Genomic DNA, 15,385 nt, shown 5'->3' with positions numbered 1-15,385 from the left:
AAATCAATCGCGCATCAGATGATGGTCAGGTGCTCGGTACCGGCTGCCAGGTCCTGGGTTTTTGCCCGCTGGCTGTTGAGCTTGATCTGCAGGCGCAGGTCGTTGAGCGAGTCGGCGTTGCGCAGGGCGTCTTCCAGCGTGATGAGGTTGGCCTCGAAGGCGTTGAACAGCGCCTGGTCGAAGGTCTGCATGCCGATGTTGGTGCTCTTCTTCATGATCTCCTTGATCTCGGCCACCTCGCCCTTGAAGATCAGGTCGGAGATGAGTGGCGAGTTCAGCATGATCTCCACCACCGCGTGCCGGCCCTTGTTGTCCTGCCGGGGGATCAGGCGCTGCGACACCAGTGCCCGCAGGTTGAGCGACAGGTCCATCAGCAGCTGGGCACGACGCTCCTCGGGGAAGAAGTTGATGATGCGGTCCAGCGCCTGGTTGGCGCTGTTGGCATGCAGCGTGGCCAGGCACAGGTGACCGGTTTCCGCGAACTGGATGGCGTGTTCCATGGTCTCGCGGTCGCGGATCTCGCCCATGAGGATCACGTCGGGTGCCTGGCGCAGCGTGTTCTTCAGCGCCGCTTCCCAGCTGTCGGTGTCCAGCCCGACTTCACGCTGGGTCACCACGCAGTTCTTGTGCGGGTGCACGAACTCGATCGGGTCCTCGATGGTGATGATGTGGCCCTGGGTGTTCTCGTTGCGCCAGTCCACCATGGCGGCCAGCGAGGTGGACTTGCCCGAGCCGGTGGCGCCCACCAGGATGCACAGGCCGCGCTTGCTCAGCGCCACATCCTTGAGCACCTGCGGCAGGCCCATCTTGTCGATGCTGGGCAGGGTCATGGGGATGGTCCGCATCACCATGCCCACCTTGCCCTGCTGCACGAAGGCACTCACCCGGAAACGGCCGATGGAGGGAGGCGAGATGGCGAAGTTGCACTCCTTGGTGCGCTCGAACTCGGCCGCCTGCTTGTCGTTCATGATGGACCGCGCCAGCGCCAGCGTGTGGTTGCCGGTCAGGGGCTGCGGCGATACCTTGACCACCGAGCCATCGACCTTGATGGCGGGCGGGAAGTCGGCCGTGATGAACAGGTCGCTGCCGCCCCGGCTCAGCATGAGCTTGAGCAGGTCGTTGATGAACTTGGATGCCTGGTCGCGTTCCATGGTGCTTATCCGGGGAAGTTCTCGGGGATCTTCGCCTTGCTGCGGGCCTCGGCGGCGCTGATCACGTTGCGCTTGACCAGCTCGGCCAGGTTCTGGTCTAGGGTCTGCATGCCGACGTTGTTGCCGGTCTGGATGGCGGAGTACATCTGGGCCACCTTGGCCTCGCGGATGAGGTTGCGGATGGCGCTGGTGCCCAGCATGATCTCGTGCGCCGCCACCCGGCCGCTGCCGTCCTTGAGCTTGCACAGCGTCTGCGAGATCACGGCCACCAGCGATTCGGACAACATGGCGCGCACCATGTCCTTTTCTTCGGCCGGGAACACGTCGATCACGCGGTCGATGGTCTTGGCCGCGCTGCTGGTGTGCAGGGTGCCGAACACCAGGTGGCCGGTCTCGGCGGCGGTCATGGCCAGGCGGATGGTTTCCAGGTCGCGCATCTCGCCCACCAGGATGGCGTCCGGGTCTTCGCGCAGGGCCGAGCGCAGGGCGTTGGCAAAGCTCAGCGTGTGCGGGCCCACTTCGCGCTGGTTGACCAGGCACTTCTTGGATTCGTGCACGAATTCCACCGGGTCCTCGATGGTCAGGATGTGACCGTACTCGGACTCGTTGAGGTGGTTGACCATGCCGGCCAGCGTGGTCGACTTGCCCGAGCCGGTAGGGCCGGTCACCAGCACCAGACCGCGTGGCTTGAGGGCCAGCTCGCCGAAGATCTTGGGCGCGTTGAGCTGCTCCAGCGTCAGGATCTTGCTCGGGATGGTCCGGAACACGGCGCCGGCGCCGCGGTTCTGGTTGAACGCGTTGACCCGGAAGCGCGAGAGGCCTTCGATCTCGAACGAGAAGTCGACTTCCAGGAATTCCTCGTAATGCTTGCGCTGGCTGTCGTTCATGATGTCGTACACCATGGCGTGGACAGCCTTGTGGTCCAGCGGCTCGACGTTGATGCGTCGCACGTCGCCGTGCACCCGTATCATGGGTGGCAGACCGGCGGAGAGGTGAAGGTCGGATGCTTTGTTCTTGACGCTGAAGGCCAGCAGCTGGGTGAGATCCATCCGGGATCCGTGCAGTAAGTGAATGTTCGAACCGATTATGACGACGATTGGCGACAACCTGTATAGCGTTTCCACACGCCTGCAACAGGCGTGCGAACGGGCAGGCCGTGCGGCGTCGGACGTCCGCCTGCTGGCGGTTTCCAAGACCTTCGATGCCGACGCGGTGCGCCAGGCCTGGCAGGCGGGGCAACAGGCCTTCGGCGAGAACTATGTGCAGGAGGGCGTGGCCAAGATCGAGGCCCTGCGGTCGGCCGGCGACTGCCCCGGTCTGCAGTGGCACTGCATCGGTCCGTTGCAGAGCAACAAGACCCGGGCGGTGGCCGAGCATTTCGACTGGGTGCACAGCGTGGACCGGCTCAAGATCGCCGAACGGCTGTCGGCGCAGCGCCCGCCGCAGCTGCCGCCGCTGCAGGTGTGCCTGCAGGTCAATGTGGATGGTGGCGCCAACAAGTCGGGCGTGGCGCCGGACGAACTGCCCGCGCTGGCCCAGGCGGTGGCGGGGCTGCCCGGGCTGCGCCTGCGTGGATTGATGTGCATTCCCGAGCCGGCCCCGGATTTCGAGGCTCAGCGGGCCGTGTTTCTGCAGGCCCGCGCCCTGTTCGACGACCTGCGCGCCCGTGGCATGGCGCTGGACACCCTGTCCATGGGCATGAGCGACGATCTGGAGGCGGCCGTGTCGGCCGGTTCCACCCTGGTGCGGGTGGGGCGCGCCATCTTCGGCCACCGCGAGCGCAAGCCCGGTCCGGCCGACGCGGTCACAACGGCAGCCGGGTGAGGTTCTTCACCTCTTCCATCACCGCGTAGGTGCGGGTCTCGCGCACGCCGGGCAGCTGCCACAGCACCTGGCCGGCAAAGGCGCGGTAGGCCGCCATGTCGGCCATGCGCGTCTTGAGCAGGTAATCGAACCCGCCCGCCACCATGTGGCACTCCATGATCTCGTCGTGCACCTGCACGGCGGCCTTGAAGGCGTCGAACACATGGGGCGTGGTGCGGTCGAGCAGCACCTCCACGAACACCATCATCCCGCGCCCGAGCTTGAAGGGATCGAGCCGGGCCTCGTAGCCCAGGATGTAGCCGTCCCGCTGCAGCCGCTGGGTGCGTGAGAGCACGGCAGTGGGCGACAGGCCGATGGTCTCGGCCAGTTTCAGGTTGCTGATGCGGCCATCGGTCTGCAGCACCTGGAGGATGCGCAGGTCGATGCGGTCGAGGTCGTCGGATTGCATTTTGTTCTGTAGATGCTGGAGTATTTGGTGAATTATTCACCGATACCTTGGGCAAAGTGGCGACATTCCATGTAAATCGAGCCGCCATGAACACCCTTTGCACCGCCCCCGACGACCGACTGCCCCCGCCCTGCCGACCCGAAGCCGAGGTGCTGCATCACCAGCTGCAGGCGCTGCAGGGTTGCCTGGACTGGAGCGACGTGACCCGCATGGCCGCGCCCTGGGTGCAGGCGGTGCGCGACAACCCGCCACCGTTCTGGGCCATGGAAAGCCTGCTCAAGGAGTACCCCATCAGCAGCGCCGAAGGCCTGGCCCTGATGCGTCTGGCCGAAGCACTGCTGCGCGTGCCGGACGCCGAAACCGCCATTGCGCTCACCGCCGACCAGCTGGGGCGGGCCGATTTCGACGGATCGGCCGACGCCACGCTGGCGCGCCTGTCGTCCACGGCCATTGCCATGAGCAAGCGCTTCCTGCCCGATGCCGGCCAGGAGGCCGGGCTGATGGCCCGCCTGGGGGCGCGCACCGTGGTGGGTGCCACCGTGCGCGCGGTGCAGTTGCTGGGCCGCCAGTTCGTGCTGGGCCAGACCATCGGCGAAGCGCTGGACACGGCGGCCGGGCAACGCCGTCGGCAGGCCGGTCTGCGGTTCAGCTACGACATGCTGGGGGAGGGCGCCCGGACCGACGCCGACGCCCTGCGTTACGGGCAGGCCTATGCCGAGGCGCTGGCGGCCATCGCCCGCCGCTCCGATCCGGCGGCCGGCCCGGCGGCGCAGGACGGCATCTCCATCAAGCTCAGCGCCCTGCACCCGCGTTACGAACATGCCCAGCATGAGCGCGTGATGGCCGAACTGGTGCCCCGGGTCTGGGTGCTGTGCGAGCAGGCGGCCGCCGCCGGCCTGAACCTGACCATCGACGCCGAGGAGGTGGACCGGCTGGAACTGTCGCTGTCGGTGTTCGAGGCGCTGGCCGAGCGCGTGGCCCGGCACTGCCCGGCCTGGCATGGCCTGGGTCTGGCGCTGCAGGCCTACCAGACGCGTGCGGTCGACCTGATCGCCGAGGTGGCGGCCATCGCCCGGCGCCACCGGCTGCGCTTCATGTGCCGGCTGGTCAAGGGCGCCTACTGGGACGCCGAGATCAAGCGCGCCCAGGAGCTGGGGCTGTCCGGCTACCCGGTGTTCACCCGCAAGCACCACACCGACGTGAGCTATCTGGCCTGTGCCCGCGCGCTGCTGGACGCGGCCGACGTGATCCATCCGCAGTTCGCCACCCACAACGCCGGCACCATTGCCGCCATCATCCAGATGGCCCGCGCCCGGGGCGCTGCCTTCGAGCTGCAGCGACTGCACGGCATGGGCGAGGGCGTGTACCGCGAGGTGCTGCGCGACCCGGCCATCACCTGCCGGGTGTATGCCCCGGTGGGCGCCCACCGCGACCTGCTGGCCTACCTGGTGCGGCGTCTGCTGGAGAACGGCGCCAACTCGTCGTTCGTGCACCAGCTGGCCGATGCACAGGTGCGCATCGACGACCTGCTGGAATCACCCCTGGCCGCGGCCAGCCTCACCGCCGCCGAGCCGTCCCCCTTGCCCCTGCCGCAGAACCTGTACGGCGCCGCGCGGCTCAACAGCGCCGGACTCGACCTGTCGGTGGCCCGCGTGCGGGCCGGCCTGTCGGACGCCTGGGGCCGCTGCCAGGTGCCGGTGGTGCCGGAGGCCCCGGCCGACGCTGCGCCGCAGGCGGTCGCCCGGGCGGTGGCGGCCTTTGCGGCCTGGAGCCGCCGCCCGGTGTCCGAGCGGGCGCAGATCCTGCGCCGCGCCGCCGATGCCCTGCAGCAGCAGATGCCCGAGCTGTGCGCCCTGCTGGTGCGCGAGGCGGGCAAGACCTGGGGCGATGGCGTGGCCGAGGTGCGCGAGGCCATCGACTTCCTGCGTTACTACGCCGCCGAGGCCGAGACCCTGATGGCGCCCCGCCACCTCGACGGCCCCACCGGCGAGAGCAATGTGCTGCGCCTGCACGGGCGGGGTGCGTGGGTCTGCATCAGCCCCTGGAACTTTCCGCTGGCCATCTTCGTGGGCCAGGTGGCCGCGGCCCTGGTCACCGGCAACACCGTGCTGGCCAAGCCGGCCGAACAGACCCCGGGCATCGCCCGCGTGGCGGTGGACCTGCTGCTGGCCGCCGGCGTGCCGGCCGATGTGCTGCAGCTGCTGCACGGTCCGGGCGAGACCATCGGTGCTGCTCTGGTGGCACAGCCGGCGGTGGCCGGCGTGGTCTTCACCGGTTCCACCCCGGTGGCCAAGCTCATCCAGCGTGCCCTGGCGGCCAAGGACGGTCCCATCGTGCCCCTGATCGCCGAGACCGGCGGCATCAACGCCATGCTGGTGGACAGCACGGCCCTGCCCGAGCAGGTGGCCGATGCCGTGGTGCAGAGTGCGTTCCGCAGCGCCGGCCAGCGCTGCTCGGCCCTGCGGGTGCTGTGCGTGCACGAGGCCGTGGCCGATGCGGTGATCGCCATGGTCGACGGCGCTGCCCGGGAGCTGGTGCTGGGCGATCCGGCCCGGCTGGCCACCGATGTCGGGCCGGTGATCGACGACGAGGCCGCCCAGGGCATCCGCCAGCACCTGCTGAGACTGGGACAGGAGGGGCAGGTCCGCCGGGGCGGTGCCGGCGAAGGGCGGTTCATTCCGCCTCAGCTCATCGAGGTGACCGATCTGTCCCGCATCACCCACGAGATCTTCGGTCCGGTGCTGCAGGTGGTACGCTGGAGCGGCGATCCGGCCCAGGTGGTGGCGTCGATCAATGCCCTGGGTTTCGGTCTGACCCTGGGCCTGCAGACCCGCATCGACAGCCGCGCCCAGGCACTGGCGGCCCAGGCCCGGGTGGGCAACGTGTACGTCAACCGCAACATGATCGGCGCGGTGGTCGGGGTGCAGCCCTTCGGTGGCGAAGGCCTCAGCGGCACCGGACCCAAGGCAGGGGGCCCGAACTACCTGCCCCGCTTCTGCGCCGAGCAGACCGTGACCATCAACACCACGGCCGCGGGCGGCAACGTGCAGCTGTTCGCGGGCTGAGCGTCTGTGGCGGGAGATATGTAACAAAACGCTTGCAAACTGTTGCTTTTGGATTAGCATGCGCTCACGACACCCGCTGCCACCGGCAGCATCCACCGCCAGGTTCCAGGGGGCGTTCATGAGCACACTGGCCAGACTTCAACAACACGCCGACGTGGCGAGCCTCAAGTCGGCGCTGCACCAGCTGTGCAGCGAATTCGGCAGGATCACCCGTCTGGATGTGCTGGCCGCCACCCAGCAGGGTGTGCGCCAGGCGGTGTGCTTCCTGCGCATGGACCGCCCCGAGCAGGAGCAGCAGCTCATGAAGACCCTGGGTGTGGGGCGTTACGGCGGCGAGGTGGTGTTCGTCATCCGCCTCGGCGAGCCCGAAACCAGCGACCAGGACGACGACACCCCGGCCTGGGCCGATTCCGACATCTACGGCAGCTGATACCCCGGTGTGTCAGTGCAGGTCGCCGAAGCCGGTGTTGCGCACACCGGCGCCCGGGCGCGACGGGGCGGTCTGGTTGATGTTCACCCAGAACTCGCAGACATGCTTCATGGCGCTGAGGAACTGCGAGAACTCCGTCGGCTTGGCGATGTAGGCGTTGGTGCCGGCGTCGTAGGCCCGCAGCAGGTCGCTCGGTTCGGTGGACGAGGTGAGGATGACCACCGGGATGTTGTGCAGCGCTTCCGACCCCTTGATCTCGCGCAGCACGCCGATGCCGTCCAGCAACGGCATCTTCAGGTCCAGCAGCACCAGGGACGGGTTGGCACCGCTGCGGTGGTGGAACTCGTTGCGGCAGTACAGGTAGTCCAGGGCCTGCATGCCGTCGGACACATGGGTCACCCGGCCCTCGAGACCATGGCGTGACAGCGCCAGCTTGGTCAGTTCGGCGTCGTCCGGGTTGTCCTCCACCAGGAGGATGGATTCGTTGAGGTGGTTCATGAGTCCAGGGGTACCGGCATGGAGAGCGGGTTCGCCTCGTTGGGGTTGAGTCCTTCGATGGGCAGCGAGAAATGGAACACGCTGCCCTCACCCAGACGGCTTTCCGCCCAGATGGTTCCGCCATGCCGCTCCACGATGCGCCGGGTCAGTGCCAGTCCGATGCCCGTTCCCTCGAACTCGGTGGCTCGGTGCAGACGCTGGAATACGCCAAACAGTTTCTGCGAATATTTTGAATCAAACCCCACGCCGTTGTCACGCACCGCAAAGGTGTAGCCCAGCAACGGATCGATCTGCCACGTGACTTCGATCACCGCGCGTTCCCGCGGGCGGGTGTACTTGAAGGCGTTGCCCAGCAGGTTGGTCCAGACCTCCCGCAGCAGCAGCGCATCGCCCTGCACCACCGGCAGGTCGGGGTCGATCAGCCAGTCGACGATGCGGCCGTCGGTGTCGTGGGCGATCTGGCTCACCACCGTCGCCACCAGGGCATTCGTGTCCACCGGCGCCGGGTTCAGGGCGGCACGTCCCAGGCGCGAGAAGGCGAGCAGGCCGTCGATGAGCTGGCTCATGTGGCGGGCCGAGTTGCCGATGGTGTGCAGGTAGCGCACGCCCACCTCGTCGATGCGGTCGCCCAGGTGTTCGTGCAGCAGGCTCACGAAGCTGGAGATGTGCCGCAGCGGCGCCCGCAGATCGTGCGACACCGAATACGAGAACGACTCCAGATCCCGGTTGGCCGCCACCAGCTGCTCGGTGCGTTCGACCACCCGCTGCTCCAGCTCGTCGTTGATGTTGCGCATCATGTCGTCGAGCCGCTTGGCATCGGTCATGTCGCGGTTGACGTTGGCATAGCCCAGCAGCTCGCCCTGGTTGTCCCGCAGGGCGATCAGCACCGAGTGCGACCAGTAACGGCTGCCGTCCCGGCGCTCCTGCCAGGCCTGCATGTCGTGCTGCCCGCGCGAGGCCGCCAGCCGCAGCATGCGCCGCGCCTCCTCGATGCCGGCGTCGGGATCGTTCGGTCGCAGCAGCAGCCCGAAATGCCGACCCATCATCTGCACCGGGCTGTAGCCGTTCATGCGCTGGGCGCTGTCGGTCCAGTCGGTGATGCGACCGGCCGTGTCCATGAAGAAGATGGAGTACTCGCGCAGGTTGTCCACCATCAGGCGGAAGCGCTGCTCGCTGGCCATGAGTTCGGCGGAGCGCACCCGGATGCGGGTTTCCAGCTCCTCGTTCATGTCGTGGATGCGTTCCTCGATGCGCTTGCGCTCGGTGATGTCCACCATCTGCAGGAACACCCCGCGCGTGATGCCGCGCACCGTGTCGGGCCGGTAGTACGCCTGGACAAAGATGGCCCGGCCGGCCGCATCCCGCCGCCACGCCTCCAGCTGGCGGGCCTCGCCATTGAGGGCCGCCTTCAGCAAGGGCTCCACGTCCTGCCAGATCGGCTGTGGCAGCACCTCGCTCATGTGCTTGCCGATCAGGGCTTCCGGTTCGACGCCGTACATGGCGCGGTGCCCCGCGTTGGCAAACCGGTAGATGCCGCGCCGGTCCACATAGGCGATGAGCACCGGCACATGGTCGGTGATGTCGCGCAGGAAACGCTGGTGCTCCTGCAGCGCTTCTTCGGCCGCCTTGCGTTCGGTGATGTCCACCAGCGTGTTGTTGGTCCGCACGAAGCGGCCTTCGTCGTCGAACACGGCCGTGGTGTTGAGCAGGCCATGGAACCGCTGCCCGTTGCGCCGCACGATGGTGAACTCGGCCGGCTCCAGCTTCTCGCCGGCAATCACCCGCGCCAGCCGCTGCCGCGCCAGCGGAATCTGTTCGGGCAGGATGATGTCGCGGAAATGCAGCCGGCCGATCACCTCGTCGCGCTCGTAGCCCAGCCACTCCAGCTCGGTGCGGTTCATGAGCACGAAGGTGCCGTCGGCGTCGACCGAGTGGTAACCGCAGGGCGCTTCGTTGTAGAGCACCTGGGCCTCGCGCAAGGCCTGCGTGATGCGGTCCTTGGCCTCGGCCAGTTCATCGGTGCGCTGCCGCACCCGGTTCTCCAGCTCGGTGTTGAACTCCACGATGGCCGCCTGCTGCCGGTGCAGGTCGGTGATGTCGCGCGAGACCACCAGCAGCATCATGGCCCGCCCCTCGGCGCTGCGGATGGGGGAGATCATGGTGTCCCACCACTTGTGGCTGCCCCGGAAGGTGGGGCATTCGGCCACGAAGCGGGCGCTGCGGCCCCCGCGCGCCTGCTGCAGCGCATCCAGTGCCAGCGGCGCACCTTCGCCGGGCCACCATTCGCACCAGGGCTGCAGGGACTGCGCATCGAAACGCTCCAGCTCCATCAGGCGGCAGCCCTGGGCCGTCATCTGGATGACGCGACCGTCCAGGTCCAGCACCATGGTGCAGTCCGGGCTGGTGGCGATGATCTGGCGGTTCAGCTCGTCCTTGATGCGGGCCTCGGCCTCGAGCGTGCGCAGGGCGGAGATGTCCTGCACGAAGCCCAGCTGCGAGGTCACCATGCCCTGGGCATCGCGCAGCGGCGCATTGCGCACCATCACATGGGTGACCTCGGCGTCGGGGCGGACGATGCGGAACTCGACGCTGAGGCCTTCGCCGCGCGAGATCGCCTGTATCCAGCTCTGCCGCACCCGCTCCAGGTCGTCCGGGTGCACCCGGTCGAGCCAGCCGAAATTGGGAAAGTCCTGCTTGGACAGCCCGAAGATGCGTTCGAGCTGCTCGTCCACATGCGTGAGCACCCCGGTGTGGTCGGTGCGGAACACCCCCATGGGGAACACGCTGGCCAGGGCGGCGAACAGTTCCCGGTATTCGAGCTGCGCGGTCGGCACCTGGCCGCTGTGCCCGGGCAGCAGGGCGGTGCTCAGCGACAGCGGCAGGTCGGGATCGAGCTGCACCCGGCCTTCGCCCTCGCGCACCGGGCCGGCGCCTGCGAGCTGGCGGGCGTACTCCTGCCGGAGGTGGGCGTTCTCGGCCTGCAGCGTCTCGATCTGGAGCAGCAGTGCCCTCTCGCGAGCCCCGGCCGCCAGATCACCCTCTGGCGACGCCGGCGAAGACCCTTGGGGAGACGAAACACGGCTCATGCCTGTCAATGTACCCCAGGGGGGTTACACCCGGCCTGTCATTCCTGTCAGAACCGAGGGAGATCGGGGTGTGCCAGTCGCCCCCCGCGCACCAGCATGCGGCCGTATTCGGCGCAGCGCTGCAGCGTGGGAATCACCTTGCCCGGGTTGAGCAGGCCATGCGCATCGAAGGCCCGCTTCACCGCGAACATCTGCTCGTTTTCCTCGGGCGAGAACTGCACGCACATGCTGTTGAGCTTCTCCACGCCCACACCATGCTCGCCAGTCACGGTGCCGCCCATGGCCACGCTGGTTTCCAGGATGTCGGCGCCGAACTGCTCGCAGCGGTGCAGCTGGTCGGCGTCGTTGGCATCGAACAGGATGAGGGGGTGCAGGTTGCCGTCGCCGGCATGGAACACGTTGAGGCAGCGCAGGCCGTACTTGACCTCCATGTCGGCGATGGCCTCCAGGATGTCGGCCAGCCGCTTGCGCGGGATGGTGGAGTCCATGCACATGTAGTCCGGGCTGATGCGGCCGGACGCCGGGAACGCGTTCTTGCGGCCGCTCCAGAAACGCAGGCGCTGGGCTTCGTCGCGGCTGACCGTGATGGCGGTGGCGCCGGCGGCGCGCAGCACGTCGCTCATGCGGCCGATTTCTTCTTCCACCTCTTCCGGCGTTCCGTCGCTCTCGCACAACAGGATGGCGGCGGCGTCCAGGTCGTAGCCCGCGTGCACGAAGTCCTCGACCGCTGCGGTCATGGGCTTGTCCATCATTTCCAGACCGGCCGGGATGATGCCGGCGGCGATCACGGCGGCGACTGCATCGCCGGCCTTTCGCACGTCGTCGAAGCTGGCCATGATGCAGCGCGCCAGCTGCGGCTTGGGCACCAGCTTGACGGTGACCTCGGTGGTCACGGCCAGCATGCCTTCGCTGCCGATGATCAGGGGCAGCAGGTCCAGGCCCGGGCTGTCCAGCGCGGTGCTGCCGAAGGTGACCGGCTCGCCTTCCACGGTGAAGCCGCGCACCTGCAGCACGTTGTGCACCGTCAGGCCGTACTTGAGGCAGTGCACGCCGCCGGAGTTTTCGGCCACGTTGCCGCCGATGGTGCAGGCGATCTGGCTGCTGGGGTCGGGGGCGTAGTACAGGCCGTGCGGGGCGGCGGCCTCGCTGATGGCCAGGTTGCGCACGCCGGCCTGCACCACGGCCGTGCGCGAGCGCGGGTCGATGCGGATGATGCGGTTGAACTTGGCCAGCGACAGCGTCACGCCCATGGCGTTGGGCATGGCGCCGCCGGACAGGCCGGTGCCGGCGCCCCGGGCCACCACCGGCACCTGCAGGGCGTGACAGGCCTTGAGCACGGCGGCCACCTGTTCCTCGGTCTCGGGCAGCACCACCACCAGGGGGCGCTCCCGGTAGGCGGTCAGGCCGTCGCATTCGTAGGGCACGGTGTCTTCGGGCTGCCACAGCAGGGCATGGCCGGGCACGACCCGGGCCAGCGCCGACACCACCTCGGCCTGGCGGGCGGCGCGCTGCATCTGGGTGATCTGGGTGGAGGTGGCGGGAGCGTTCATGGGCGGCTCGGTACGGGAAATCGGTATCGGGCCAGTTTAGGACAAGGCCTGGAGCCCGACGTGAATTTCCTTGCAAGCCCTTGTGAGCCGCGCGATCGGACGCCCGTCAGCCGCGTTCGGGTCTCAGGCCGCTGCGTTGCGCATCCATTCGGCAAACGCCGCGCATTCCCAGCGCTCCATGGTGCCGGTGCGCCAGCACAGGTAGTGGGCGTGCGGGCTGGGTACCCGCTTCTCGTACAGCGGCAGCAGCGTGCCCTGCTCCAGCCAGGGCGCTGCCAGCTTGTAGCGCAGCAGGCCCACGCCCATGCCCACGGCGGCGGCATCGCACAGCAGGCCGATGTCGTTGAACTGCGAGCCTTCCACCGGCTCCGGCCAGTCCAGGTGGTTGGCGGCGAACCAGGTGCGCCAGGGCTCCAGCGGGCTGCGCAGGAGCGGCACGCCCGACAGGTCTTCCGGTGTGTCGAACGGCCCGTACTCGCGGATGAAGGCCGCCGAGGCCATGGGCGACACCTCGTCCTTGCTCAGGCAGACATGTTCCACATCGGCGTAGCGGCCGGTGCCGAAGCGCACGGTGAGGTCGGCGTCCTCCGCCACCACGTCCAGCAGCGGAATGCTCACCTGCAGCGTGAGGTCGACCTCCGGGTAGGCCTCGCTGAATTCCTTGAGGCGCGGCAGCAGCACCGAGCGGGCAAAGGTGGGCGTGACCGCCACCCGCAGCTTGCGCCGCCCGGGCGAAGCCACCTGGCTCGGAAACTTCTGCAGCGTGGCCAGCCCGTCGCGCACGTGGGCCAGGTATTCGCTGCCCTCGGTGGTGAGGGAGAAGTCCGCCCGCCCGAACAGCTTGGTGCCCAGGATCTGCTCCAGCTGCCGGATGCGGTGGCTCACCGCACTCGGCGTCACGCACAGCTCCTCGCTGGCCTGGGTGACGCTGCGCAGGCGCGCCAGCGCCTCGAAGGTCAGCAGGCACTGGATGGGCGGGATGCGAAGGGTCATGTCATTTGAAGACCACGGTCTTGTGGCCGTTGAGCAGCACCCGGTGCTCGCTGTGCCACTTCACGGCGCGGGCCAGCACCTGGCTCTCGGTGTCGCGGCCCAGGGCCGTGAGGTCGTCCACCGTGTCGGTGTGGTCCACGCGGGCCACGTCCTGCTCGATGATCGGGCCTTCGTCCAGGTCGGCCGTCACGTAGTGGGCGGTGGCGCCGATCAGCTTCACGCCCCGGTCGTGCGCCTGGTAGTAGGGCTTGGCGCCCTTGAAGCTGGGCAGGAAGCTGTGGTGGATGTTGATCGCCTTGCCCGAGAGTTCCTGGCACAGCTGGTCCGACAGGATCTGCATGTAGCGGGCCAGCACCACCAGCTCGGCGCCTTCGCTGCGGATGATCTCCAACTGCTTCGCCTCGGCCTGGGCCTTGGTGGCGGCGGTCACCGGTATGTGGTGGAAGGGCACGTTGTAGCTGGCCGCGAGCTGGTAGAAGTCGCGGTGGTTGCTGATGATGGCACGGATGTCCAGCGGCAGCAGGCCGCTCTTCCAGCGGAACAGCAGGTCGTTCAGGCAGTGGCCTTCGCGGCTGACGAACAGCACGGTCTTCACCGGCTGGGCCAGCGGGTGCAGGCTCCAGGTCATGGACAACGGCTGTGCCAGACCGTCGACGCGTTGTCGCAGCTCGGCTTCGCTCAGGCCGGCGCAGGCGAACTGCACCCGCATGAAGAACAGGCCGGTGTCGTGGTCGTTGTACTGGGCGGCCTCTTCGATGTTGCCGCCGTTGTCGAACAGGAATCCGGAGACGGCGTGCACGATGCCCGGGCGGTCGGGGCAGGAGAGGTTGAGGACGTAGGTGTTTTCCATGGCCCGCCGATTGTCGCAGCCCGGCCGGTGGCCCGCCCGGGTGGGCCTTCGCCAAGCCGTCGCAGTGGCGCCATGACCGGCCGCACGCCAGTGCCAGAATGGCACGATTGCCGCCTTTCAGGAGACGCCCCATGGCCTACAACGATTTCCGCATGGACAACCAGTGGTTGCCCTTCACGCCCAACCGCAGCTTCCAGAAGGACCCGCGCGTGTTCGTGGCGGCTGACGGCATGCACTTCACCACGCACGACGGCCGCCAGGTCATCGACGGCATCTCCAGCCTGTGGTGCGTGGGCGCCGGCCACAACCGCAAGCCCATCAACGAGGCCATCAAGCAGCAGCTCGACACGCTGGACTACAGCACCGCCTTCAGCGTGAGCAACGACAAGGCGTTCCTGGCCGCTGAAGCCATTGCCGCCATGGCCCCCGGCGACCTCAACAAGGTGCTGTTCTGCAACTCGGGTTCCGAGGCGGCCGACACCTCGCTGAAGGTGGCGCTGGCCTACCACCGCGCCCGCGGCGAAGGCCATCGCAACATCTTCATCGGCCGCGAACGCGGCTACCACGGCGTGGGCTTTGGCGGCATGTCGGTGGGCGGCATTCCGGCCAACCGCAAGGTCTACGGCACGGCCCTGCTGCCGCGCGTGGACCACATGCGCTTCATCCACGACCCGGTCAACCACGCCTACATCCACCACCAGGAGCCGGTGTGGCAGGAAGACATCCTGCTGGAGCTGGAGAACCGCATCCTGCCGCTGCACGACCCCAGCAACGTGGCGGCCGTCATCGTGGAGCCGGTGGCCGGCAGCGCGGGCTGGTACATCCCGCCCCAGGGCTATCTGAAGCGCCTGCGCGAGATCTGCGACAAGCACGGCATCCTGCTGATCTTCGACGAGGTCATCACCGGCTTCGGCCGCCTGGGCACCGGCTTCGGCGCCGACTTCTACGGCGTGCAGCCCGACATGCTGAACTTCGCCAAATGCGTCACCAACGGCGTCATGCCCATGGGCGGCGTGATCTGCACCGACCGCATCTACAACGCCATGATGGGTGCCCACGGCAGCGCGCCCGACCACGCCATCGAGTTCTTCCACGGCTACACCTACTCGGGCCACCCGGTGGCCTGCGCCGCCGCCCTGGCCACGCTGGAGCTCTACAAGCAGGAGAACCTGTTCGAGCGCGCCGGCCAGATGGGCCAGGTGCTGGGCGATGCCATGCACTCGGCCATCAAGGGCCTGCCGCACGTCATCGGCATCCGCAGCCTGGGCCTGGCCTGCGCGGTGGAGCTGGCGCCGCAGCCCGGCATGCCGGGCAAGCGCGCCTTCGACGTCTTCATGGACTGCTTCCACAAGGGTGTGCTGGTGCGCAACGCCGGCGACAACCTGGTGTTCGCCCCGCCCTACATCGTGGAGCGCGAGCACATCGAGACCATGGTCTCGACCCTGGCCGACGCCATCCGCCGGCTGCCGGCCTGACCCTTCCGGACCCGG

Annotated in this window: 12 protein-coding genes; 4 read left to right on the top strand and 8 right to left on the bottom strand. The window is 68.0% G+C overall.

Going from position 1 to position 15,385, the window contains the following annotated elements; translation table 11 throughout:
• Positions 1-14: 14 nt before the first annotated feature.
• Both WD026_RS10680 and WD026_RS10675 read right to left on the bottom strand, forming a co-directional pair.
• Positions 15-1,151 (bottom strand): PilT/PilU family type 4a pilus ATPase, encoded by a 1,137-nt coding sequence (locus WD026_RS10680; RefSeq protein WP_425723633.1) that lies wholly within the window; start codon positions 1,149-1,151, stop codon positions 15-17.
• Positions 1,152-1,156: 5 nt separating this feature from the next.
• The gene (locus WD026_RS10675) at positions 1,157-2,200 is read right to left on the bottom strand and encodes a type IV pilus twitching motility protein PilT (RefSeq protein ID WP_425723632.1); all 1,044 of its coding nucleotides are present in this window, start codon (positions 2,198-2,200) and stop codon (positions 1,157-1,159) included.
• Between the two features lie 37 nt (positions 2,201-2,237).
• Here WD026_RS10675 and WD026_RS10670 point away from each other — a divergent pair, with 37 nt between their 5' ends.
• The gene (locus WD026_RS10670) at positions 2,238-2,975 is read left to right on the top strand and encodes a YggS family pyridoxal phosphate-dependent enzyme (protein ID WP_425723755.1); all 738 of its coding nucleotides are present in this window, start codon (positions 2,238-2,240) and stop codon (positions 2,973-2,975) included.
• Here the strand turns inward: WD026_RS10670 and WD026_RS10665 are convergent.
• Entirely contained in the window at positions 2,956-3,423 is a 468-nt protein-coding gene (locus tag WD026_RS10665; RefSeq protein WP_425723631.1) for an Lrp/AsnC ligand binding domain-containing protein, read from the bottom strand. The genes WD026_RS10670 and WD026_RS10665 overlap by 20 nt on opposite strands.
• Before the next feature lie 86 nt (positions 3,424-3,509).
• Between WD026_RS10665 and WD026_RS10660 the strand changes: the two genes are divergently transcribed.
• Together WD026_RS10660 and WD026_RS10655 are read left to right on the top strand one after the other, a co-directional pair.
• Positions 3,510-6,488 (top strand): L-glutamate gamma-semialdehyde dehydrogenase, encoded by a 2,979-nt coding sequence (locus WD026_RS10660; RefSeq protein ID WP_425723630.1) that lies wholly within the window; start codon positions 3,510-3,512, stop codon positions 6,486-6,488.
• Positions 6,489-6,606: 118 nt separating this feature from the next.
• Positions 6,607-6,918 carry an RNA-binding protein gene (locus tag WD026_RS10655; protein WP_425723629.1) on the top strand — a complete coding sequence of 104 codons (312 nt, stop codon included), beginning with the start codon at positions 6,607-6,609 and terminating at the stop codon, positions 6,916-6,918.
• Between the two features lie 12 nt (positions 6,919-6,930).
• On the opposite strand, the gene WD026_RS10650 is transcribed toward WD026_RS10655, so the two are convergent.
• From WD026_RS10650 to purU, 5 genes are all read right to left on the bottom strand, one after another.
• The gene (locus WD026_RS10650; protein WP_425723628.1) at positions 6,931-7,416 is read right to left on the bottom strand and encodes a response regulator; all 486 of its coding nucleotides are present in this window, start codon (positions 7,414-7,416) and stop codon (positions 6,931-6,933) included.
• Entirely contained in the window at positions 7,413-10,502 is a 3,090-nt protein-coding gene (locus tag WD026_RS10645; RefSeq protein ID WP_425723627.1) for a PAS domain-containing sensor histidine kinase, read from the bottom strand. The genes WD026_RS10650 and WD026_RS10645 overlap by 4 nt, the downstream gene beginning before the upstream one ends.
• 47 nt (positions 10,503-10,549) lie before the next feature.
• The gene (locus tag WD026_RS10640; RefSeq protein ID WP_425723626.1) at positions 10,550-12,052 is read right to left on the bottom strand and encodes an FAD-linked oxidase C-terminal domain-containing protein; all 1,503 of its coding nucleotides are present in this window, start codon (positions 12,050-12,052) and stop codon (positions 10,550-10,552) included.
• Positions 12,053-12,175: 123 nt separating this feature from the next.
• Positions 12,176-13,045: a LysR substrate-binding domain-containing protein gene (locus WD026_RS10635; RefSeq protein WP_425723625.1), complete on the bottom strand. Its 870-nt coding sequence runs from the start codon at positions 13,043-13,045 to the stop codon at positions 12,176-12,178.
• Between the two features lies 1 nt (position 13,046).
• Positions 13,047-13,895, bottom strand: a complete 849-nt coding sequence (gene purU, locus WD026_RS10630) for a formyltetrahydrofolate deformylase (RefSeq protein WP_425723624.1) — start codon at positions 13,893-13,895, stop codon at positions 13,047-13,049.
• Between the two features lie 131 nt (positions 13,896-14,026).
• On the opposite strand from purU, the gene WD026_RS10625 reads away from it, so the two are divergent.
• Positions 14,027-15,370 carry an aminotransferase class III-fold pyridoxal phosphate-dependent enzyme gene (locus WD026_RS10625; RefSeq protein ID WP_425723623.1) on the top strand — a complete coding sequence of 448 codons (1,344 nt, stop codon included), beginning with the start codon at positions 14,027-14,029 and terminating at the stop codon, positions 15,368-15,370.
• The last annotated feature ends 15 nt before the right edge of the window (positions 15,371-15,385 follow it).

The organism is Hydrogenophaga sp. R2, assembly GCF_049843595.1.
Classification (GTDB): Bacteria; Pseudomonadota; Gammaproteobacteria; order Burkholderiales; family Burkholderiaceae_C; genus Hydrogenophaga.
The sequence above is the reverse complement of the archived record's forward strand: the minus strand, read 5'-3'. Positions and strand labels throughout refer to the sequence as shown.